Source organism: Pseudomonas sp. GM80 (assembly GCF_000282515.1).
In the GTDB taxonomy this organism is placed as follows: domain Bacteria; phylum Pseudomonadota; class Gammaproteobacteria; order Pseudomonadales; family Pseudomonadaceae; genus Aquipseudomonas.
Window position 1 is genome coordinate 1 of the sequence record NZ_AKJD01000038.1, and the last position, 20786, is coordinate 20786.

General features: G+C 61.6%; 20 protein-coding genes. 4 read left to right on the forward strand and 16 right to left on the reverse strand.

Translation table 11 applies throughout. The annotated features are described in order from the left end of the window. Positions 1–77 precede the first annotated feature (77 nt). The 16 genes from PMI37_RS03445 to PMI37_RS03520 all read right to left on the reverse strand — a co-directional run bounded on the left by PMI37_RS03445 (position 78) and on the right by PMI37_RS03520 (position 15986). The gene (locus PMI37_RS03445; protein WP_008078122.1) at positions 78–917 is read right to left on the reverse strand and encodes an urease accessory protein UreD; all 840 of its coding nucleotides are present in this window, start codon (positions 915–917) and stop codon (positions 78–80) included. A 43-nt stretch (positions 918–960) separates the two neighbouring features. Continuing rightward, positions 961–1659, reverse strand: coding sequence for an urea ABC transporter ATP-binding subunit UrtE (gene urtE / locus PMI37_RS03450; protein ID WP_008078128.1), 699 nt, complete (start codon positions 1657–1659; stop codon positions 961–963). Positions 1660–1799: 140 nt separating this feature from the next. Next, entirely contained in the window at positions 1800–2669 is an 870-nt protein-coding gene (gene urtD, locus PMI37_RS03455; RefSeq protein WP_008078129.1) for an urea ABC transporter ATP-binding protein UrtD, read from the reverse strand. Beyond that, a complete protein-coding gene (gene urtC / locus PMI37_RS03460; RefSeq protein WP_008078130.1) occupies positions 2666–3745 on the reverse strand; it encodes an urea ABC transporter permease subunit UrtC in 1080 nt (359 codons plus the stop codon). The genes urtD and urtC overlap by 4 nt, the downstream gene beginning before the upstream one ends. Continuing rightward, positions 3745–5247, reverse strand: coding sequence for an urea ABC transporter permease subunit UrtB (gene urtB, locus PMI37_RS03465; protein WP_008078131.1), 1503 nt, complete (start codon positions 5245–5247; stop codon positions 3745–3747). The genes urtC and urtB overlap by 1 nt, the downstream gene beginning before the upstream one ends. 238 nt (positions 5248–5485) lie before the next feature. Then, entirely contained in the window at positions 5486–6751 is a 1266-nt protein-coding gene (urtA, locus tag PMI37_RS03470; protein WP_007914554.1) for an urea ABC transporter substrate-binding protein, read from the reverse strand. Positions 6752–7049: 298 nt separating this feature from the next. Beyond that, complete coding sequence (locus PMI37_RS03475) at positions 7050–8429, reverse strand: PepSY-associated TM helix domain-containing protein (RefSeq protein WP_008078132.1); 1380 nt, start codon at positions 8427–8429, stop codon at positions 7050–7052. 101 nt (positions 8430–8530) lie between these two features. Further along, a complete protein-coding gene (locus tag PMI37_RS03480) occupies positions 8531–10651 on the reverse strand; it encodes a TonB-dependent copper receptor (RefSeq protein WP_008078133.1) in 2121 nt (706 codons plus the stop codon). Between the two features lie 84 nt (positions 10652–10735). After that, positions 10736–11182, reverse strand: coding sequence for a DUF2946 domain-containing protein (locus tag PMI37_RS03485; RefSeq protein WP_008078135.1), 447 nt, complete (start codon positions 11180–11182; stop codon positions 10736–10738). Between the two features lie 21 nt (positions 11183–11203). Next, on the reverse strand, positions 11204–11683 hold the full coding sequence (locus PMI37_RS03490; RefSeq protein WP_008078136.1) for a copper chaperone PCu(A)C: 480 nt from the start codon (positions 11681–11683) through the stop codon (positions 11204–11206). Between the two features lie 48 nt (positions 11684–11731). Then, positions 11732–12130 (reverse strand): DUF2946 domain-containing protein, encoded by a 399-nt coding sequence (locus PMI37_RS03495; protein ID WP_008078138.1) that lies wholly within the window; start codon positions 12128–12130, stop codon positions 11732–11734. Positions 12131–12243: 113 nt separating this feature from the next. After that, positions 12244–12567: a helix-turn-helix domain-containing transcriptional regulator gene (locus PMI37_RS03500; RefSeq protein WP_008078139.1), complete on the reverse strand. Its 324-nt coding sequence runs from the start codon at positions 12565–12567 to the stop codon at positions 12244–12246. Between the two features lie 3 nt (positions 12568–12570). Next, entirely contained in the window at positions 12571–12906 is a 336-nt protein-coding gene (locus PMI37_RS03505) for a type II toxin-antitoxin system RelE/ParE family toxin (RefSeq protein WP_008078140.1), read from the reverse strand. A 56-nt stretch (positions 12907–12962) separates the two neighbouring features. Beyond that, complete coding sequence (locus PMI37_RS03510; protein ID WP_008078142.1) at positions 12963–13688, reverse strand: cobalt-precorrin-6A reductase; 726 nt, start codon at positions 13686–13688, stop codon at positions 12963–12965. Then, positions 13685–14782, reverse strand: coding sequence for a cobalt-precorrin-5B (C(1))-methyltransferase (locus tag PMI37_RS03515; RefSeq protein WP_008078143.1), 1098 nt, complete (start codon positions 14780–14782; stop codon positions 13685–13687). Before PMI37_RS03515 ends, PMI37_RS03510 begins: the two co-directional genes overlap by 4 nt. Further along, positions 14775–15986, reverse strand: coding sequence for a bifunctional cobalt-precorrin-7 (C(5))-methyltransferase/cobalt-precorrin-6B (C(15))-methyltransferase (locus PMI37_RS03520; RefSeq protein WP_008078145.1), 1212 nt, complete (start codon positions 15984–15986; stop codon positions 14775–14777). The genes PMI37_RS03515 and PMI37_RS03520 overlap by 8 nt, the downstream gene beginning before the upstream one ends. A gap of 132 nt (positions 15987–16118) precedes the next feature. Here PMI37_RS03520 and cobG point away from each other — a divergent pair, with 132 nt between their 5' ends. Genes cobG through cobJ form a run of 4 tightly spaced genes read left to right on the forward strand, consistent with a single transcriptional unit; the run spans position 16119 to position 20467 of the window. Beyond that, positions 16119–17417, forward strand: coding sequence for a precorrin-3B synthase (cobG, locus tag PMI37_RS03525; RefSeq protein ID WP_045122953.1), 1299 nt, complete (start codon positions 16119–16121; stop codon positions 17415–17417). Beyond that, on the forward strand, positions 17410–18036 hold the full coding sequence (locus tag PMI37_RS03530; protein WP_008078150.1) for a precorrin-8X methylmutase: 627 nt from the start codon (positions 17410–17412) through the stop codon (positions 18034–18036). The genes cobG and PMI37_RS03530 overlap by 8 nt, the downstream gene beginning before the upstream one ends. Further along, complete coding sequence (locus PMI37_RS03535) at positions 18033–18767, forward strand: precorrin-2 C(20)-methyltransferase (protein ID WP_008078151.1); 735 nt, start codon at positions 18033–18035, stop codon at positions 18765–18767. Before PMI37_RS03530 ends, PMI37_RS03535 begins: the two co-directional genes overlap by 4 nt. Then, positions 18767–20467 carry a precorrin-3B C(17)-methyltransferase gene (cobJ, locus tag PMI37_RS03540; protein ID WP_008078152.1) on the forward strand — a complete coding sequence of 567 codons (1701 nt, stop codon included), beginning with the start codon at positions 18767–18769 and terminating at the stop codon, positions 20465–20467. Before PMI37_RS03535 ends, cobJ begins: the two co-directional genes overlap by 1 nt. Positions 20468–20786: the final 319 nt, after the last annotated feature.

Here is a 20786-nt window from a genome sequence, read left to right on the forward strand (position 1 = left end):
GATCTTTTGATCTTGCTGTTGAGGATCAAAAGATCGCAGCCTCGTTTCACTCGGCAGCTCCTACAGGGGAATGCATTTCAGGTGTTCCAGATTCGGGGTGGCTGGGCTTCGCGGTCCAGTAGCACCGGGCGTAGCAAGCGCCATAAATCGATGAGCCAGGCGCGTGCCAACAGCGCTTCGCCTGCCAGGCAACGAGCAACCAACAGGCCGGGCAACTGGGTCAAATCCCCGCGCACGTCATGGCCCAGTGAGCGGCAGCGCTCGAGCAATTCAGCCTCAACCTCACCGGTGACCAACAACGTCGCAAACACCGGATGGCCATCCAGCCCGATCGGCGAATCAAGCAAACCATCACCGCCGACAATGCGCTGGCGCTCATGCCAGAGCAATCGGCCGTCGCGGCGAATATCCAGATGCGCCTGAAAATGTCCGCGATCAAAGCGCTCGCCACTGGCCGGGCGACCCAACGCCACCACGTCCCAGTAAAACAGCCGCGCATCACCTTCAAGATCAATCGACGTGCTCAGCTCAGCCTGGGCGGCGCTGTAGACGATGGTTTCCTGTGGCAGCCATTCGAGCGTCGCCCCGGCAGCCACTTTCAAATCGAGCTTCTGGTAGGCCGGCCCGCCTGCGCGATACCACTTGGCCGCGCCGGGGCTGGTGATCTGTGCCCAGGCGCCTGGTTCGACGCGGGCGCTGATATCGAGACGATCACCGCCGGCAATCCCGCCCGGCGGGTGGACGATGATGTGCTGGCAGACTTCGGGGCCTTCGGCGTACAGGTGCTTTTGCACCCGCAGCGGGCCGAGGTGCCGACGCATGACCGGACGTGTGCAGTCGCCGAAACGGGCGTAGGCGAGTTCCAGCTCGGCGTGCCAGCTCGGGGTAAACAGGGCAGGTGCAACAGTCGAATTCATGGTGTGTAATTATCGTTAGGAAGCTACAGATTAGTTCGTTGTACTAGATCGTTACCAGCCCGCGCACACCCTCGGCTTCCATATTTTCACCGCGACCCTGCTGCACGATTTCTCCCCGGGACATCACCAGGTACTGATCGGCCAGCTCCGCGGCGAAATCGTAGAACTGCTCGACCAGCAGAATCGCCATGTCGCCGCGTTCCGCGAGTTTCTTGATCACCGCGCCGATCTCCTTGATCACGGAGGGTTGAATGCCTTCGGTGGGCTCATCGAGGATCAATAAACGCGGACGGCTGGCCAGTGCGCGGCCAATTGCCAGTTGCTGTTGCTGACCGCCGGAGAGGTCACCGCCGCGACGCTGCTTCATTTGTAGCAGCACCGGGAACAATTCATAAATGAAACTTGGCACTTCTTTGGCTTCACTGCCGGGAAAGCGCGACAGGCCCATCAACAGGTTTTCTTCCACGGTCAGGCGCCCGAAGATTTCCCGGCCCTGCGGTACGTAGGCAATTCCGGCGTGAACACGCTGGTGCGGCTTGAAGGTGGTGATCGGTTTGCCTTCCCAGTTCACCGCGCCTTCTTTGGCCGGCAGCAAGCCCATCAGGCATTTGAGCAGGGTGGTCTTGCCGACGCCGTTACGGCCGAGCAGGCAGGTGACTTCGCCGACTTTTACCTCGAACGAAAGACCGCGCAGGATGTGGCTACCGCCGTAATACTGGTGCAGCTTGTCGACTTGCAGCATGTCCAAAATCTCCCCCGGTGATCGTTTCCACGCTCTGCGTGGGAACGCATCCCGTGACGCTCCGCGTCACATAACGGCGGACGCAGAGCGTCCATGGCGGCATTCCCACGCAGAGCGTGGGAACGATCTATTCGCAAACCTTAGCGGCCGAGGTAGACCTCGATCACGCGCTCGTTTTCCTGCACTTGCTCAAGCGAGCCTTCGGCCAGCACGCTGCCCTGGTGCAGCACGGTCACGTGGTCGGCAATCGAGCCGACAAAACCCATGTCATGCTCCACCACCATCAGCGAATGCTTGCCCGCCAGGCTCTTGAACAACTCGGCGGTGAACTCGGTTTCTGCATCGGTCATCCCCGCCACCGGCTCATCGAGCAGCAACAGTTGCGGGTCTTGCATCAGCAACATGCCGATCTCGAGAAACTGCTTCTGCCCGTGGGACAACAACCCTGCCGGGCGATTGACCGAGGTGGTCAGGCGAATCGTCTCCAGCACTTCGCTGATGCGATCCTTCTGCTCACCACTCAACCGCGCACGCAAACTGGCCCAGACCGACTTGTCGGTTTTCTGCGCCAGCTCCAGGTTTTCAAACACGCTCAAAGCCTCGAACACAGTCGGCTTTTGAAACTTGCGACCGATGCCGGCCTGAGCAATTTGCACTTCGCTCATCTGCGTCAGGTCGAGGGTTTCACCGAACCACGCCTTGCCGTGACTCGGACGAGTCTTGCCGGTGATCACGTCCATCAGCGTGGTCTTGCCCGCACCGTTGGGGCCGATGATGCAGCGCAATTCGCCGACGCCGATGTACAGATTCAGATTGTTCAGCGCGCGGAAGCCATCGAAGCTGACGCTGATGTCTTCCAGGGTGAGGATCGTGCCGTGACGGGTATCCAGCCCCGGTCCGACCCGCTGGCCAAGGCCGATCGAGTCGCGGCTGGTGCCGGCGTCCTTGTTCGGTTCGACGGGAAAAAAGGCTGGTTCCAACATGAATTCAGCGCTCGCTGTGACTCTCATTGTTCACCTCGTTTCTTCAGCAGGCCGATCACGCCTTTGGGCAGGTACAGCGTCACAACGATGAACAGCGCGCCGAGGAAGAACAGCCAGTATTCCGGGAACGCCACGGTGAACCAGCTCTTCATGCCGTTGACCACACCGGCACCGAGCAACGGGCCGATCAACGTGCCGCGCCCGCCAAGGGCAACCCAGACCGCCGCTTCAATCGAGTTGGTCGGCGACATTTCGCTCGGGTTGATGATGCCCACTTGCGGCACATACAAGGCGCCGGCCAGACCACACAACACCGCGCTCAACACCCACACGAACAGCTTGAAACCGCGCGGATCGTAGCCGCAGAACATCAAGCGGTTTTCCGCATCGCGCAACGCGGTCAGCACGCGACCGAACTTGCTCTGCGCCAAACGCCAACCGATGAACAGGCTCGCTACCAGCAACAACACCGTCGCCAGAAACAGCACCGCACGGGTGCCCGGTTCAGTGATGCCGAAACCGAGAATCGTGCGGAAATTGGTGAAACCATTGTTGCCACCAAACCCGGTCTCGTTGCGGAAAAACAGGAGCATGCCGGCGAAGGTCAGGGCCTGGGTCATGATCGAGAAATACACGCCTTTGATCCGCGAGCGGAAGGCGAAGAAACCGAACACCAGCGCCAGCAAACCCGGGGCCAACACCACCAGACACATCGCCCAGAGGAAGCTGCTGGTGCCGGTCCAGTACCACGGCAATTCGCTCCACGACAGGAAGGTCATGAACGCCGGCAGACCATCGCCGGCAGCCTGACGCATCAGGTACATGCCCATCGCATAACCGCCGAGGGCGAAGAACAGACCGTGGCCTAGCGAGAGCAAACCGGCGTAACCCCAGACCAGATCCAGTGCCAGCGCGACGATGGCGTAACAGAGGATTTTGCCGACCAGCGTCAGCGTGTACGCCGAGATGTGCAGCGCATTGTCGGGCGACAACAACGACAGCAGCGGCAAGGCGATCAGCAGGGCGAGGATTACCGCACCGATGGCAATGGTGACTTTCGGCCCGGCCTTTTGCGTGGCCGTGACTAACAGAGGCTGGTTCATCAGTCGATCACCCGTCCTTTCAGTGCGAAGAGGCCTTGCGGACGTTTCTGGATAAACAGAATGATCAGCGCGAGGATCAGGATCTTGCCGAGCACCGCACCGATCTGCGGTTCGAGAATCTTGTTGGCGATGCCGAGGCCGAATGCTGCGAGCACGCTACCGGCCAACTGGCCGACGCCGCCGAGTACCACCACCAGGAATGAATCGATGATGTAGCTCTGGCCGAGGTCCGGGCCGACGTTGCCGATCTGGCTCAGCGCCACACCGCCGAGGCCGGCGATGCCCGAGCCGAGACCGAAGGCGAGCATGTCGACGCGACCGGTCGGCACACCGCAGCAAGCCGCCATGTTGCGGTTTTGAGTGACGGCGCGAACGTTGAGACCGAGGCGGGTTTTGTTCAGCAGCAGCCATGTCAGCACCACCACGAACAGTGCGAAAGCGATGATGACGATGCGGTTGTACGGCAGCACCAGATTCGGCAGCACTTGAATACCGCCGGACAGCCACGCCGGGTTGGCGACTTCAACGTTCTGCGCGCCGAACAACAGGCGCACCAGTTGAATCAGCATCAGGCTGATGCCCCACGTGGCGAGCAGGGTTTCCAGTGGTCGGCCATAGAGGTGACGAATCACCGTGCGCTCCAGTGCCATGCCGATTGCCGCCGTGACGAAGAACGCCACCGGCAGCGCGATCAACGGGTAGAACTCAATCGCTTGCGGTGCGTAGCGCTGGAACATCAGTTGCACCACATACGTCGAGTAGGCGCCGAGCATCAGCATCTCGCCGTGGGCCATGTTGATCACGCCGAGCAGACCGAAGGTGATGGCCAAACCGAGCGCTGCCAACAGCAGAATCGAACCGAGGGACATGCCGCTGAAGGCCTGACCGAGGATCTCGCCGATCAGCAGTTTGCGTTTGACTTGAGCAAGGCTGGTTTCGGCGGCGGTGCGCACGTTGGCATCGGCTTCGACGCCGGGTTCGAGCAAACCCTCGAGGCGAGTGCGGGCGAGTGGATCGCCGGTTTCGCCGAGCAACCTCACCGCCGCTAGGCGCACGGCGGGGTCAGTGTCGACCAGTTGCAGGTTGGCCAGCGCCAGGCTCAGGGCGGCGTGGACGCTTTCATCTCTTTCGCCCGCGAGTTGCTGGTCGAGGAATTTCAGCTGCGCGGGTTTCGCGCTTTTCTGCAATTGCTGCGCGGCAGTCAGACGGATTTTGGCGTCGGCGGCGAGCAATTGATGGCTGGCCATGGCGGTGTCGATCAGACCCCGCAGGCGATTGTTCAGGCGCAGGGTTTTCGGTTGGCCGTCGATGGTCAACTCGCCTTGTTGCAGGGCGTTGATCAACTCGATACGCGCCGGGTCGGGCTGCGCGGCCCAGGTTTCCAGCAGTTTGGCCTGTTGCACGGGATTGGCCGCGACAAAGTCTTCGGCATCGCCGGCGTGGGCGAGCATCGGCAGCAACAGCGTGATGGCACAGATAAAGCGGTAGAGAGCAGTGGGCATAGTCAGTCGCCTTGACGCGGACATTGTCGGATCGAGCTTTTGTGGCGAGGGGATTTATCCCCGATGGGTTGCGAAGCAGCCCCTAATCCAGCAGTCGCGGTGTATCAGAATGATCGCGTCGACTGATTTCGCGACTGCTTCGCAGCCGATCGGGGATAAATCCCCTCACCACAAAAACTCACTCCTACAGGGGGATTGTGTCGGGCCGATAATCCTCGTCAGCCCGACATCCAGTGACTCAGTTGCTCTTCACCGCATAATCCGGCTTCTTGTCGTTGCCCTGAATGAACGGGCTCCACGGTTGCGCACGGATCGGCCCTTCGGTCTGCCACACGACGTTGAACTGACCATCGGCCTGAATCTCGCCGATCATCACCGGTTTGTGCAGGTGGTGGTTGGTCTTGTCCATGGTCAGCGTGTAGCCCGACGGCGCCGCAAACGTCTGCCCGGCCAGCGCTTCACGCACCTTGTCGACGTCAGTGGATTTGGCTTTTTCAACTGCCTGCGCCCACATGTGGATGCCGACGTAAGTGGCTTCCATCGGGTCGTTGGTCACGGCTTTGTCCGCGCCCGGCAGGTTGTGTTTCTTCGCGTAGGCTTTCCAGTCAGCGACGAATTTCTTGTTCTGCGGGTTCTCGACGGATTCGAAGTAGTTCCATGCCGCGAGGTTGCCCACCAGCGGTTTGGTGTCGATGCCGCGCAGTTCTTCTTCGCCGACCGAGAACGCCACCACCGGTACGTCGGTGGCTTTCAGGCCTTGGTTGGCCAGTTCTTTGTAGAACGGCACGTTGGAGTCGCCGTTGACCGTCGAGATGACCGCAGTCTTGCCGCCGGCCGAGAATTTTTTGATGTTGGCGACGATGGTTTGATAGTCGCTGTGACCGAACGGCGTGTAGACCTCTTCGATGTCCTTGTCGGCGACGCCTTTGGAATGCAGGAACGAACGCAGGATTTTGTTGGTGGTGCGCGGGTAGACGTAGTCGGTGCCGAGCAGGAAGTAGCGTTTGGCGCTCCCGCCTTCTTCGCTCATCAAATATTCCACCGCCGGGATCGCTTGCTGGTTCGGCGCGGCGCCGGTGTAGAAGACGTTCGGCGACATCTCTTCGCCTTCGTATTGCACCGGGTAGAACAGCAGGCCGTTGAGCTCTTCGAACACCGGCAACACCGATTTACGCGACACCGAGGTCCAGCAGCCGAACACCACGGCAACCTTGTCCTGAGTCAGCAACTGCCGGCCCTTTTCGGCGAACAGCGGCCAGTTCGATGCCGGGTCAACCACCACCGGCTCAAGCATCTTGCCGTTGACGCCGCCCTTGGCGTTGATCTCGTCGATGGTCATCAGCGCCATATCTTTGAGCGACGTTTCGGAGATCGCCATGGTGCCGGACAACGAATGCAGAATCCCGACCTTGATGGTCTCGGCGGCCTGGACAGTCCAGGTCATGCCCATCGCGGCAATCGATGCCGTGAGTGTGAAAGCCTTGATCAAACTGCGACGCTTCATTGTGCGATCTCCATGAACGTTAAAGTTTTTTATGGTTGGCAGATGCGGACGACTGAAGGTGTGTTTTGCAAGGGCTGTGCCCGGTCGGGTTCGGGCAGGAAAATGTCGTGTTAGAGCGCTTGCGCGGTTTTGCGCTGCACCACGAAGGGACGTGCAGGGCGCGTTGGTGCATGCGGTCGCGCCACTTTGGGGCGCGAAAAATCATGTGTAGGAGCTGCCGAAGGCTGCGATCTTTTGATCTTGCTCTTAAAACAAGATCAAAAGATCGCAGCCTTCGGCAGCTCCTGCATGGGGTGGATCAGGATGGGGTCGAGGCGGACTCGGTTTGCCTGCTCAGGCGCGACAGCAGCAGGCGATCCAGCAACCACACCACCACCAGCGAAGCCCCCACCAGCGGGAAAATCACCGCCAGCGCGAGCATGATCAGCACGCCGGTTTTCCACTTCGGCAGGTCATGGCGCAGCGGCGGCACGCCGACTTTGCCCTGTGGCCGGCGCTTCCACCAGATCACCACGCCGCTGACGGCACTGAGCAGAATCATCAGGCAGATCAGCAGCACAACGATCTGATTGAAGGTGCCGAACATTTTGCCTTCGTGAAGCATCACGCCAATTTCCGTGGCACGCGCTACTGCGCCGTACTGCTCGAAACGCACATCGGCGAGGACTTTGCCGGTGTATTGATCGACGTGCAGGGTGGCGTCGTTGCGTGGGTCATCGGCGAACAGGGCGATGGTGAACACGCCGGTGGCGGTGGTCGGCAACGTGATGCTGTAGCCGGGTTCGACGTTGCGTCCGGTGGCGATGTTCTGCACGTTTTGCAGGCTGATGGTCGGTGCCGCCGGGCCTGCGTTGGCGCCACCGTGGGCCATGTGTTCGGCGTGGTCGCCGGACATCGGCATCGGCGTGTTTTCCATTGCCCAAGGCACGGTCTGACGCGTGGCGCTGTTAAGGGTTCGCGCTTCAACATCGGAGGTCGGCACGTTGTCCCACATCGCTGCCGGGAAGACGTTCCACACTTGCGCGTATTGCTTGCCCCAGAAACCGGTCCAGGTCATGCCACTGAGCAGCATCACCAGCAGCAATGTCGCGCCCCAGAAACCGGTGACCGCGTGCAGATCCCGCCACAACACACGACCGCGACTGTTCAGCCGTGGCCACAAAATGCCTGCGGCCTGACCGCGCGGCCACCACAGGAACAGCCCGGACACCACCAGCACCACGCCCCAACCGGCGGCCATTTCGATGAGCCGATCACCGACAGTGCCGATCATCAATTCACCGTGGATGGCGCGGGCGATGGCTTGCAGGTTCTGCTTGGCATCCTGTTCGCCAAGGATGTCGCCGTGGTATGGATCGACGAATACGTTGAGTTCGTGGCCAGCGTTATTCACCACAAACTGTGCGCTGCGTTCGGCGTTGACCGGCGGCAGGTATTGGGTGACCTGGCCTTGTGGATAAGCGCTCTTCACCCGTTGCAGCAGGTCATCGGCCGAGACGGTGTGATGGCCGGCCGGGACGTTGAGCAGGCTGCTGTACATCAGTGAATCGAGCTGCGGTTTGAACAGGTAGATGATGCCGGTCAGGGCCAGCATCACCATGAAGGGGGCAACGAAGAGACCGGCGTAAAAATGCCAACGCCAGGCCAGGTTGTAGAAATTCGGTTTGGGCTGTTTCATCACGTGTGCTCCGCTGGGCGAATTTTTTTAGATCAAGAGATCGCAGCCTTCGGCAGCTCCTACAGGGGGACATGCGGGCTGCGATCTTTTGACTTTTCTTGTTAGAAACTCATGTCGACCTTGGTCCAGAGCGTGCGCCCCGGCTCATTGATCGCTTGCGGGTCGTTGGCCGGGTAGCCGAAGCCGGCGTTGCCCGCCAGGTTCAGATGTTCGGCGTAAGCCTTGCCGAACAGGTTGTCGACGCCGCTGCTGACCTTCCAGTGTTTGTTGATCCGATAGGCACCGTTGAGTGAGAACACGCCGAAGCCCGAACTCTTGTCGTAATCCTTGCCGACCACGTTGCCCTTGTTCTGGTCGATGCGGTTTTGTGCGGCAACCACCCTCCACAGTGCGCCGGCGCTCCAGTTGTCTTCGGTATAGGTCAGACCGAAGCGTGCATCCAGCGGCGGCATCTGCGGCAGGGCTTTGCCATCGCTGCTGTTTTTGCCCCAGGCGTATGCCAGGGTCGCATCGGCTTTCCAGTGATCGGTGAGTTTGTACGCGGCACCGAGTTCACCGCCCATGATTCGCGCGTCGATGTTCTCGGCGCGCGAGGTGCTCATGCCCATCATCCCGGGCGTGTAGTCGAAGAGGATGTAGTCGCGGACCACACCGACGTAGCCCGACGCCCAGGCTTCGAGTTCGGCGCTCTTGTAGTTCACGCCGAAATCCAGCTGCGTGGTTTTTTCCGGATTGATCGAATCGAACGCGTTGACCGATCCCGCCGGGCCGGACTTGGGCGAAAACAGCTCCCAGTAATCCGGGAAGCGCTGCGCGTGGCCTAACCCTGCATAAAGCGTGGTCGGGCTGTCGGCGAGGTCATGCTCGTAGCGGACGAAACCGCTGGGCAGGGTGTCGGCGCGGGTATTGTCGGCGGTCGGATTCGGTCGGCTCATCATTCCCGAGCCAGAGGTCTGCCGATAATCCTTGGCCGAAGCGCGGTCGACGCGGGCGCCAGTGATCAGGCGATCACGGTCGGCGGCGTACCAGGTCATCTCGCTGAACACGCCATAGTTATGGAAGTCGGCGTCCTTGGTGTACGGCTGATTCTTGTAAGTATCGATGCCCATGCCGCTGCGTTGACGGTGTTCGTTGGTCTGCGCATCGAGGCCGGTGATCAGTTGAATATCAGCCCAGCGCCAGGTCGCCTTGATCCGCGCGCCGAGGGTGCGGCGGTCGACGTTGGAGGCCATCGGTCCGGCCATCATGCCGGTGCCGGACGGTGTGCGCAGGGTGTAGTTGTCCATCACGTGGTCGGCGTAGTTGTAGTAGACCTGCGCTTCGAGTTTCTCCAGCACGTCAGTGATGTTGGATTTCTCGAAACGCAGGCCGAGGCTTTCGCGCAGGAACTGCGAACCGTCCATGCCGCGCCCGGCGTAGCGTGCTTCACCGTCGCCCTTGCCGGCGGTGAGTTCGATCAGGGTGTCGGCGTCCGGGGTCCAGCCGACGGCGACGTCGCCGTTCCACTTGTCGTAACGCGAGGCGACGATGTCGTTGTTGCCGTCGCGGTAGTCGTCGGAATGCGCGGTGTTGCCGATTACTCGCACGTAGCCCAACGGCCCGCCGGCAGCAGCATCGACGACTTTGTCGAAGCGTCCGTGAGAACCAGCCAGTACGCTGGCGTTCACTCGAGTACCGAGTTCGCCGAAGCTTTCCGGCTCGCGATCAAACAGCACCGTGCCCGCTGATGCGCCCGGACCCCAAAGCACGGTTTGCGGGCCTTTGATCACGGTGAGTTGGTCGTAGGTCTCCGGCGAGATGTACGAGGTCGGTGCGTCCATCCGACCCGGGCAGGCACCGAGCATCATGCTGCCGTTGGTAAGGATGTTCAGACGTGAGCCGAACATGCCGCGCAGTACCGGATCGCCGTTGGTGCCGCCATTGCGCACCAGCGCGAAGCCCGGAATGGTCTTCAGATAATCACCGCCGTCACTGGCCGGCACCGGTTGGCGCGGGTCCTTGGGATTGGTGACGATGGTCAGTGGTGAGCTCGGCGCGATCGCGGTGATCACCGTCGGGCTCAGTTCTTCGTTGTGGCCGGCGTGGTCGTCGGCCAGCACCAGCGGGGACAGCAGGACGCCGCAAAGGACGGCGGTAGCGTGCCTGAAACGAATCCGCGATTCGTTCAAAGCGAAGGACGCCGGGGCAGAACCCGAGCGTGGAACAGCAGCAAACCTGGACATGACAATTTCCATCAAACAGTCGTAAACGACACGGCCGGCAGCCTGAAGCTGTCTTCTCAACCGTGTGCAATCAAAGGTGCGTGTTTACGCGGCGATGGGCGGGGCGCGGGTGCGGGCGCCGGGGAAGAAGGTCTGCCGGGCGTGGCCCAGGCGGGGGGAGGGTGGGGTGAAGGTGTTCAGCGGCGCAATATTGAAGGCAACGAAATCGCCGCCACCGGTCAGCGCCGGGCAGTTGAACAGCAGGCTGCAATAGCCGCACTTTTCCCACAGCACGTGGTGCGAGGATTGCGGCGGGCAGTGTTCGGCATTTGGTTTCGCGTCATGGCCACTGTGATCCATGCCCGGCATGGCCATCGACATGTCCATGCTCATCGGCATGGAGGTCGAGGCGTGCCGATCCATCGGCATCGACTGAGAAATCAGTGGGCCGATGAAGATCATCAACATGGCGAACAGGGCGATCCAGCTGCCGCGAGTCAGCGTTTCAGTCTGACAGCGTTGCAGTGGCGGCCTGGCGCTCAGCGGGCGCATGGGCGGAGTCTGCCGGAGGGCTTACTGAGCGTGCGCGTGAGCCTGCGTGGTTTCCGGCGGTTTCTTCTGCACCGAGACTTCGACGGTGACGTCACCGGCCTTCTCGAAGTGCAGGGTCAGCGGGAAGCGTTTGCCGTCGCTGAGCAGGCTGCGATCGGTCGGGTTGAGCAGCATCACGTGATAGGCCATCGGCGCAAACGTCACGTTGCCGCCGGCCGGGATTTCCACGCTCGGCACTTGCTGCATCTTCATCAGATCGCCCTGCATCACGTGTTCGTGCAGTTGCGCCTCTGCAGCGATGGGCGAGTCGACGCTGAGCAGGCGGTCGTTCGTCTTGCCGGCGTTGTGAATGATGAAATAGGCAGCAACGGTTGGCGCGTTCGGCGGCAACTCTTGCGACCACGGGTGGGCGATCTCAAGTTCGCCGGCCTTGTATTCGTGAGCATGGGCAAAGCACGCCGGCAGCAGCAGCGCAGCGATTACGATGAATTTGTTCAACATGGCAGTTCTCCAGAACGATTTGAAACGCAGGTCAATTGCGCGAACAAATCAAACCAGAGGGGAGGCGCGGGGATTGAGGCTCGGCCATTGCTGGCGCGGCGTGGGTGTTTGCAGCAAGGCGGGCGCGACGCTGCGATTGCTTTCGTAGCGGGCGAAATACAGCTGCGGCGAATGCCCCGGCAGCGCCACCAATGGCGCCGAGCCCGAGCAGCACCAGCAATGCTGCATGTTCGAATGCGTGTCGTTGCCCGGGGCTTTTTGCTCGGTGGTGCCGATGTTGATCGCCACCATCTTCGTCCCGCTGCCGGTGCAGAAACTGCTCCAGAGCAATTGCTCGGCCGGTGAACTGGCCGCCTGCGCCATCGCCCCGGTCATCGGCATGGCGAGCATGTTGAACAGCACTGCAAAGCAGGCGATCCAGGCAATTGCTAGCCGGTGTCGGTTCATGGGACAGATCCATTGGGTGGGCGATCAGGCGCGGGCTATTTAGCCTGATCAGGGCCGATAAGTAAAAAAGCGTCGTGCGGTTTGGTGTCGCAGCGAACTCGTCAATTACTCACTCAATTCGCGGGTACGGCATGAACTTGCATATCTACACCAAGCGTAGCGCGGATTACCGAAAATATTTTGGCCAAGTTATCCATGCTCGGATTGCCTTTGGCTGAAAGCATTCGATGCAAGCTTTTACTCGGTTTTTCGGTCTCCCTTGCGAGCTCCTCGAAGCCGACAGTCGCATTGACGAGATCGCGCAGAATTATTCTGGCCATTTCTGGCTCGCCATTCAGGAACAGAGTCGCGGCCTCATCCAGTAATGCTTGAGCAAACTCCGGATCACGTTGGGCGCGTTCTGCGATTGAATGTTTGTAGCTACGAGTGAGAACCATCAATTACCTCCGGTTCTGTTCAGCTTTTTTTCGAATTCGGAATTCGGCTATCAAGGCTTTCGCCTGTTTGATGTCTTTCTTTTGAGTCGATTTGTCGCCGCCACCAAACAAAATGATCAGACGTTTTCCTTCTTGTATGAGGTAGATCCGGTACCCTGGCCCCCAATTGATTTTGTATTCACCCAAGCCATCGAACCATTTGATATTGGAAGTATTGCCCAATTCCAACCTGACCATGGCATTTGAGACCTTCAGTGCAGCCTGCACGCTCAAAGTGGAGATCCACCGACCAAATGGGCTTGATTCGTCTTCTTGTAGATATTCTTCGAGTGTGATCACGGCTAGCCCTGAAGGTAACAAATAGGTTACTTATCATGCAAGCAGTGGATCTTGCCCTATGAGTTGAACTCCGCCAACGCAGCAACTGTTTCTTGAAGCGACAGAAACTCCCGATCAACCCCCGGCAACTCCGGCCGCTTCAACACAATCACCGGCACCCCACGTTCGCGCGCCACTTCCAGCTTCGGCTCGGTCGCGGTGCTGCCGCTGTTCTTGCTGATCAACACATCGATCTGCCGCCGCTCGAACAGCGCTCGCTCATCCTCAAGCAGAAACGGCCCACGCGCGCCGATGACTTCGCAGCGTTGGTTGCCGGGGTAGACGTCGAGGGCGCGCAGGGTCCAGAACTGGTCTGCAGGGATTTCGTCGAGGTGTTGCAGCGGTTCGCGGCCAAGGGTGAAAAGCGGCCGGCGGAAAGGTGTGAGGGCCGTGATCAGTTCGGCCCAGTCGCTGACTTCGCGCCAGTCATCACCGGGCTGCGGCTGCCAGGCCGGACGGCGCAGGGCCCAGCAAGGGATGCCAGTCAGTTGTGCGGCGCTCGCAGCGTTCTGGCTGATTTGCGCGGCATAGGGATGTGTGGCATCGAGCAGCAGGTCGATGCCTTCGTCACGAATGAACTGCGCCAGACCTTCGGCGCCACCGTAGCCACCGACGCGCACCTGACAGGTCAGATCCGTCGGTACCCGGCCAACGCCCGCCAAGCTATAGATATGTTCCGGCCCGAGCGTGCGAGCAATCGCCAGCGCTTCCGTGACGCCGCCCAGCAGCAGAATCCGCTTCATGCAAAACCTCCGGCATGCCCGACAATGCCGCCCTGACGATCAATCGCAAACACCTCGACCTGCACCTGCGCCGGCACCACGCTGCGGGCGAAATTCAACGCATGGCGACAGACCTCATCGCCGAGCGCGATCCCCGCCGCACTGGCCATCGCCAACGCTTGCTGACTGGTATTGGCTTCACGAATGCCTAGCTGCAACGCCTCATCGGCGCCAATCGCGGCGGACCACTCCGCCAGTTGTGGCAAATCGATACTCGAATGCCGCGAATGCAGATCCATGTGCCCGGCGGCCAGTTTGCTGATCTTGCCGAAGCCGCCGCACAGGCTGAGTTTATCCACAGGTACTTTGCGTAAATGCTTGAGCACCGCGCCGACGAAGTCGCCCATTTCGATCAGGGCGATTTCCGGCATATCGTAGACCCGACGCATGGTGTCTTCACTGGCGTTGCCGGTGCAGGCGGCGATGTGCAAGTAACCGTTGGTTTTCGCCACATCGATGCCCTGATGAATCGAGGCGATGTACGCCGCGCAGGAGAACGGCCGGACGATGCCGCTGGTGCCGAGGATCGACAGCCCGCCAAGAATGCCCAGACGCGGGTTCATGGTTTTCAGTGCCAGCGCTTCGCCGCCCTCGACGTTGACCGTGACGTCGAAACCGCCGGCATAACCGGTCTCGGCGGCGAGCAGTGTCAGGTGATCGCTGATCATTTTGCGTGGCACCGGATTGATCGCCGGCTCACCGACGCCGAGCACCAGTCCCGGCCGGGTCACGGTGCCCACGCCGGCACCGGCATTGAAGCGAATGCCCGGCTCGGCTATCAGCCGTACCCGCGAATAGAGCAGGGCGCCGTGGGTCACATCGGGATCGTCGCCGGCATCCTTGATCGTGCCGGCCTCGGCACCGTCCTCGGTCAATCGGCAGAACTCCAGGCGCATCTGCACCTGCTTGCCTTTGGGCAAGACAATTTGCACGGCATCGGCCGACAGCCCACCGAGCAACAGGCGTGCGGCGGCGAGGCTGGTGGCGGTGGCGCAACTGCCGGTGGTCAGGCCGCTGCGCAGAGGCGCGGGTTGTTCGGCGGTTTCGTCACGCATCGAGGGGTTTGACCAGATCGAGCAGGGTGATCGGCAACGCCTGACGCCAAGTGTCAAACTCGCCGAGCGGCTGCGCCTGGGCAACATGGATGCGCGTCAGCTCGCCACCGTAACGTTCACGCCAGCTCATCAGGGTGACTTCGCTTTGCAGGGTCACCGCGTTGGCGACCAGTCGGCCACCGGGTTTGAGGTGTTCCCAGCAAGTTTCGAAGACTCCTTCACGGGTCACGCCGCCGCCAATGAAAATCGCGTCCGGGCGCTCCAGTCCGGCCAATGCCTGCGGGGCCTTGCCGCGAATCAGCTGCAGGCCGGGCACGCCCAGCGCATCGCGGTTATGCTCGATCAATTGCTGACGGCCATCATCGGCTTCGATGGCCAAGGCGCGGCAACTGGGGTGTGCGCGCATCCACTCGATGCCGATCGAACCGCTGCCGGCGCCGACATCCCAGAGCAGTTCGCCGGGTCTCGGGGCGAGGCGGGCGAGGGTGATGGCGCGCACGTCGCGCTTGGTCAGTTGGCCGTCATGCTGGAATGCCGAGTCGGGCAGCCCGGCGAGGCGCGACAGGCCGCCAATGCCGGAATCGGCCAGGCATTCGATGGAGATCACATTGAGATCGGCAATCAACGGGTCATTCCAATCGGATGCTGTAGCGTCGACGCGACGCTCGGCGCTGCCTCCCAAATGTTCCAGCACGCTCAGGCGACTCGAACCGAAACCGCGCTCGCGGAGCAATTGCGCAACCGCCGCCGGGCTCTGACCGTCGTTGCTCAGCAACAACAGCCGCACGCCACTGAACAATTGGGCATTGAGCGCGGCCAGTGGTCGGGCCACCAGCGACAGCGTCACCACGTCCTGCAACGGCCAGCCGAGACGTGCGGCGGCCAGTGAGCAGGACGACGGTGCCGGCAGAATCAGCATCTCCTCGCTCGGCACCTGGCGGGCAAGGCTGGCACCGACGCCGTAGAACATCGGGTCACCACTGGCCAGCACGCACACCGCTTCGCCACGTTGCTCCAGCACCGGCGCGAGAGAGAACGGGCTCGGCCACAACTGCCGCTCGCCGCGAATACACACCGGCAGCAAATCCAGTTGACGCTGGCCACCGACGATCCGCGAGGCGCCCATCAGGGCACGCCGGGCGTTTTTGCCCAGGCCCTTGAAGCCGTCTTCACCGATTCCCACTACCGTCAGCCAGGGTGACATCTATATTCCTCTAAACACGCCGTTCCGACGGGCAGACTTTTCATGCCACCGGACAAAGCAGGCATAATACCGCGCCTTCGCCCGCGAAGCGCCTTTCCCACGCAGCCGGTCCGCCCCTTGAACGAACGCCCGATGTCCACCGCCTTACGCCCCTCGGCCTGCCCGGGGTTGCTGCGTATCGTCCAGGCGCTGGATGGCGGCATCTGCCGGATCAAGCTCAATGGCGGCTCGATCAGCGCCGATCAGGCTGACGCGGTGGCCGAGGCCGCCGAGCAGTTTGCTGGCGGGGCCATTGAGGCAACCAACCGGGCCAATCTGCAGATTCGCGGGATCGGTGAGCAATCCGCTGCGCTGATCGAGCGTCTGCTCGCCGCCGGGCTCGGCCCGCGCACCGCCGCCGGTGATGACGTGCGTAACCTGATGCTCAGCCCGGCCGCCGGCATCGATCGGCAGATGCGCGTCGATACCCGCGCACTGGCCGAGCAGATCCTCGACACCTTGCAAAGCCATCCACGCTTTCATGAGTTGAGCGCAAAATTCGCCGTGCAACTGGACGGCGGCGAAGCGCTGGCGATGCTCGAACATCCGCATGACCTGTGGTTGTCGGCGTTCGAGCGCGACGGTGAACGATTGTGGGCGTTTGGCCTGGCCGGATGCCCGACAGATCGCGCCATCGGTGCGGTGGCGGCGGACCACGGCCATGCGCTGGTGGTCGCTGTGCTGGAGTTGTTCCTGCAACTGGCCCGCCCCGAGCAAACACGGATGCGGCATTTGCTCGATGAACGGCCGATGCCGGCCTTTCTCGACACACTGAAAACGCGCTTGCCGATCAAGCTGATCGGCGATTGGCAGCGCTGCGCCGTTGCGCAAGATCTGCACATTGGCGTTCATCCGCAAAATACCTCGGGGCGGGTGTACATCGGCGCCGTGCCAGCGCTCGGGCGTCTTCATCCGGCGATGTTGCGCGCGGCGGCGCAACTGGCTCGCCAGTATGGTGACGGCAGCCTGCGCTTCACCCCATGGCAAAGCCTGCTGCTGCCGAATGTTGAAACGGCCGACGCGGCGACTGTGCTTGAGGCGCTTGAACAGTCGAACCTGCTGACCCGCACCAGCGAACCGCTGACCCGTCTGATCGCCTGCACCGGTGCCAGCGGATGCGGCAAAGGCCTCGCTGACACCAAACAGGACGCGCGCCATTTGGCCACGCTGTTGCCATCGGGCGTCAGTGTGCACCTGAGCGGTTGCCCGCGTTCCTGTGCTGCCGCCCATCGTGCACCGGTGACCCTGCTGGCGGTCAGCCCCGGTCATTACGACCTCTATTTTCGCGATGCAACGCAGCCGGGTTTCGGCGCGCTGCACGCACGCAACCTTACTATTGAAGCGGCCGCGATATTGCTCGACGTCCGCGCTCGGAGCCCCCTTGATGCTTGATTACATCCGCGACGGTCAGGAGATCTATCGCAACTCCTTCGCGATCATTCGCAGCGAGGCCAATCTCGCGCGAATCCCGGCCGATCTGGAAAAACTCGCGGTGCGGGTGATCCACGCCTGCGGCATGGTCGAGGCCATTGACGGTCTGCAATTTTCCGAAGGTGCCGGCAAGGCCGGGCGCGAGGCGCTCGCCGCTGGCGCGCCGATCCTCTGCGATGCGCGGATGGTTTCCGAAGGCGTGACCCGTGCGCGTCTGCCGGCCAACAACCCAGTGATCTGCACCCTGCGCGACGACAGCGTGCCGGAACTTGCGCGTGAACTGGGCAACACTCGTTCCGCCGCCGCACTGGAGCTCTGGCGTCCGCACCTGGAAGGCAGCGTTGTGGTGATCGGCAACGCGCCGACCGCGCTGTTTTACCTGCTGGAAATGCTCGATGCCGGCGCACCGAAACCGGCGCTGATCCTCGGCTTCCCGGTGGGCTTCGTCGGCGCTGCCGAATCGAAAGCGGCACTGGCCGCCGACAGCCGCGGCGTGCCGTTCGTGATCATGCAAGGCCGCCTCGGTGGCAGCGCCATGGCTGCGGCTGCCGTCAACGCCCTCGCCACGGAGATCGAATGATGCAGGCTCAAGGACGTTTGATTGGCCTGGGCGTCGGCCCCGGTGATCCGGAACTGATTACCGTCAAGGCCCTGCGTTTGCTGCGTGAGTCGCCGGTGGTCGCGTACTTCGTCGCCAAGGGCAAAAAGGGCAATGCGTTCGGCATCATCGAAGCCCATTTGCAGGAAGCGCAGAACCTGCTGCCGCTGGTCTACCCGGTGACCACCGAAGCGCTGCCGGCGCCGCTCTCCTATGAACAGGTGATCAGCGATTTCTACGATGAAGCCGCCGAAACGGTGGCTGCACACCTGGATGCCGGTCGCGACGTCGCGGTGATCTGTGAAGGCGATCCGTTCTTCTACGGTTCCTACATGTACCTGCACGATCGCCTCGCCACGCGCTATGAAGCGCAAGTGGTGCCGGGCGTCTGTTCGATGCTCGGCGGCGCTTCGGTGCTGGGCGCGCCGTTGGTGTATCGCAACCAGAGCCTGTCGGTGCTCTCCGGCGTCTTGCCTCATGAAGAACTGAAACGCCGTCTGGCCGATGCCGACGCCGCCGTGATCATGAAACTGGGGCGCAACTTCCCGAAAGTCCGTCAGGTGCTCGAAGAACTCGGTCTGGCCGAGCGTGCGCTGTATGTCGAACGCGCGACCATGGCCAATCAGAAGATTGTGCCGATGGATCAGGTCGAGCCGATGTCCTCGCCGTATTTCTCGCTGATCATCGTGCCGGGCGAACGGTGGCAAGGCTGATGACTCAATCAACGCCAGCCATTGTCATTCTCGGTCAGGGCAGCCTGGCCACGGCCCGTCGCGTTCAACAAGTCTATCCGGCGGCGCAGATCCATGGCCTCGCCGGGCGGGTCGAGGGCGCCGATTGCAGTTATCAGGAGTTCGGCGCAACCCTGCGCGCGCTGTATCAGCAGGACACGCCGATCATTGCCTTGTGCGCCGCCGGCATTGTCATCCGCACGCTGGCGCCGCTGTTGCTGGAGAAGGGCGCCGAGCCTGCCGTGCTCGCCGTGGCTGAAGACGGCAGCGCTGTGGTGCCGCTGCTCGGTGGCCTGGGCGGGGTGAACGTCATGGCGCGGGAAATCGCGGCGGCGTTGCAAGTCGCCGCCGCTATCACCACCAGCGGCGAATTGCGCTTTGGCACGTGCCTGCTCAACCCGCCCAGCGGTTATGCGCTGGCGGACCTGGAGTCGGGCAAGCGCTTTGTCTCGGATCTGTTGGCCGGGCACAGCGTGCGTATCGAAGGCGCGGCGCCGTGGCTGGATCAGGCGCAGTTGCCGGAAGATCCACAGGCGCAGCGTTCGATTCATGTGGGCAGTGCCGCGCGTCAAGCGAGCGCCAATGAATTGCTGATCTATCCGCGCAGTGTGGCGGTGGCGATCAGTGCCGACGTTGGGGATCTGCCGGAAGCTGTTCGCGCGGCGTTGCTGCACGCGAACATTGCGCTGCCATCGCTCGCCTGCCTGCTGGCCGCCGACACTGAAATGGCCTCGATGAACTTGCACGAGGCAGCGCTTGAACTCGGCGTACCGCTGCGGTTTGTCGCCGCGCAAAGTGACCTTGCCGCATTGGCAGCCGTTGCCGTATCTGACGCAAAGATCGTCACTGCCGACAACCTTGCCGTCGCGATTGCCGAGCAACCGCTGGACGTTGCAACGATCGGTCGTCGACGCGGGCGTCTCGCCGTCATTGGCCTCGGCCCTGGCGCTGCCGAACTGATGGTGCCGGCGGTCAAAGCCGAACTGGCGCGCTGCACCGACGTGCTCGGTTATGAAACCTACGTACGCATGGCCGGCCCGTTCCGCGATGACCAGGTGCAACATTGCACCGACAACCGCGAAGAAATGCAGCGCGCCCGCCACGCCTTCAGGCTGGCGGCCGAGGGCCGTTCGGTGATCGTGGTGTCGTCGGGTGATCCGGGCGTATTCGCCATGGCGGCGGCGGTGCTCGAAGCGTTGCACGAGTCGGATGATCCGGCCTGGCACAGCGTCGACCTGGAAATCCTGCCGGGTGTCTCGGCATCGCTGGCCACTGCAGCACAGGCCGGTGCGCCGCTGGGGCACGACTTCTGTGTGATGTCGCTGTCGGACAACCTCAAGCCGTGGTCGATCATCGAGAAACGTCTGGACCTGGCTGCGGAGGCGGATCTGGCCTTGGCCTTCTACAACCCGATCTCCAAGGCTCGGCCGTGGCAGTTGGGCCGCGCGCTGGAAATCGTCGGCCAGCACCGCACAGCGCAAACCCCGGTGGTACTGGGGCGCGACATCGGCCGACCAGGGCAGACACTGCGCGCCACGACGCTGGGGGCGCTGACCCCGGATCAGGTGGACATGCGCACGATGGTGCTGATCGGTTCGTCCACCACCTGCACGTTCCCGCGTGCCGACGGTAGCAGCTGGGTTTACACCCCACGCTGGTACGGTGAAAAACCCGCCTCCTGAAATCATGCGGCCCGCGCTGGGCCGCCTATCCCTTCCTGCGTCAGCCTCGCTCAGGTATTTATTCGCTTATCGCTGTAGGCATCTTCCTGAATGCCGACGTAAAGCCAGCTGGCGGGTGCAGGTTTTTTTACATTGGGTTGTCAGTCTATTTACTGCCTTGATTGAAGTTGTTTCCGACTGATTGCAGATGTAAGTAATGTTTTTGTTGTTTTACGCTGTGAGCGCTATTTGCGTGCTGGTTTGAAATTCATATTGTTTATTGTATTTCCATGCCGCTGTTTATTGATTCGATATGTAGCCGTGCTCCTGAAAACAATTG

Bases quoted from the DNA above. Each gene is read 5' to 3' on its own strand.
- PMI37_RS03535 (WP_008078151.1), top strand. From the start codon at position 18,033: ATGATGCAGGCTCAAGGACGTTTGATTGGCCTGGGCGTCGGCCCCGGT.
- PMI37_RS03515 (WP_008078143.1), bottom strand. From the start codon at position 14,782: ATGCGTGACGAAACCGCCGAACAACCCGCGCCTCTGCGCAGCGGCCTG.
- PMI37_RS03475 (WP_008078132.1), bottom strand. From the start codon at position 8,429: ATGAAACAGCCCAAACCGAATTTCTACAACCTGGCCTGGCGTTGGCAT.
- PMI37_RS03485 (WP_008078135.1), bottom strand. From the start codon at position 11,182: ATGCGCCCGCTGAGCGCCAGGCCGCCACTGCAACGCTGTCAGACTGAA.
- PMI37_RS03500 (WP_008078139.1), bottom strand. From the start codon at position 12,567: ATGGTTCTCACTCGTAGCTACAAACATTCAATCGCAGAACGCGCCCAA.
- PMI37_RS03530 (WP_008078150.1), top strand. From the start codon at position 17,410: ATGCTTGATTACATCCGCGACGGTCAGGAGATCTATCGCAACTCCTTC.
- PMI37_RS03520 (WP_008078145.1), bottom strand. From the start codon at position 15,986: ATGTCACCCTGGCTGACGGTAGTGGGAATCGGTGAAGACGGCTTCAAG.
- PMI37_RS03490 (WP_008078136.1), bottom strand. From the start codon at position 11,683: ATGTTGAACAAATTCATCGTAATCGCTGCGCTGCTGCTGCCGGCGTGC.
- PMI37_RS03510 (WP_008078142.1), bottom strand. From the start codon at position 13,688: ATGAAGCGGATTCTGCTGCTGGGCGGCGTCACGGAAGCGCTGGCGATT.
- PMI37_RS03495 (WP_008078138.1), bottom strand. From the start codon at position 12,130: ATGAACCGACACCGGCTAGCAATTGCCTGGATCGCCTGCTTTGCAGTG.
- cobJ (WP_008078152.1), top strand. From the start codon at position 18,767: ATGACTCAATCAACGCCAGCCATTGTCATTCTCGGTCAGGGCAGCCTG.
- urtA (WP_007914554.1), bottom strand. From the start codon at position 6,751: ATGAAGCGTCGCAGTTTGATCAAGGCTTTCACACTCACGGCATCGATT.
- PMI37_RS03480 (WP_008078133.1), bottom strand. From the start codon at position 10,651: ATGTCCAGGTTTGCTGCTGTTCCACGCTCGGGTTCTGCCCCGGCGTCC.
- urtD (WP_008078129.1), bottom strand. From the start codon at position 2,669: ATGAGAGTCACAGCGAGCGCTGAATTCATGTTGGAACCAGCCTTTTTT.
- PMI37_RS03445 (WP_008078122.1), bottom strand. From the start codon at position 917: ATGAATTCGACTGTTGCACCTGCCCTGTTTACCCCGAGCTGGCACGCC.
- urtC (WP_008078130.1), bottom strand. From the start codon at position 3,745: ATGAACCAGCCTCTGTTAGTCACGGCCACGCAAAAGGCCGGGCCGAAA.
- cobG (WP_045122953.1), top strand. From the start codon at position 16,119: ATGTCCACCGCCTTACGCCCCTCGGCCTGCCCGGGGTTGCTGCGTATC.
- urtE (WP_008078128.1), bottom strand. From the start codon at position 1,659: ATGCTGCAAGTCGACAAGCTGCACCAGTATTACGGCGGTAGCCACATC.
- urtB (WP_008078131.1), bottom strand. From the start codon at position 5,247: ATGCCCACTGCTCTCTACCGCTTTATCTGTGCCATCACGCTGTTGCTG.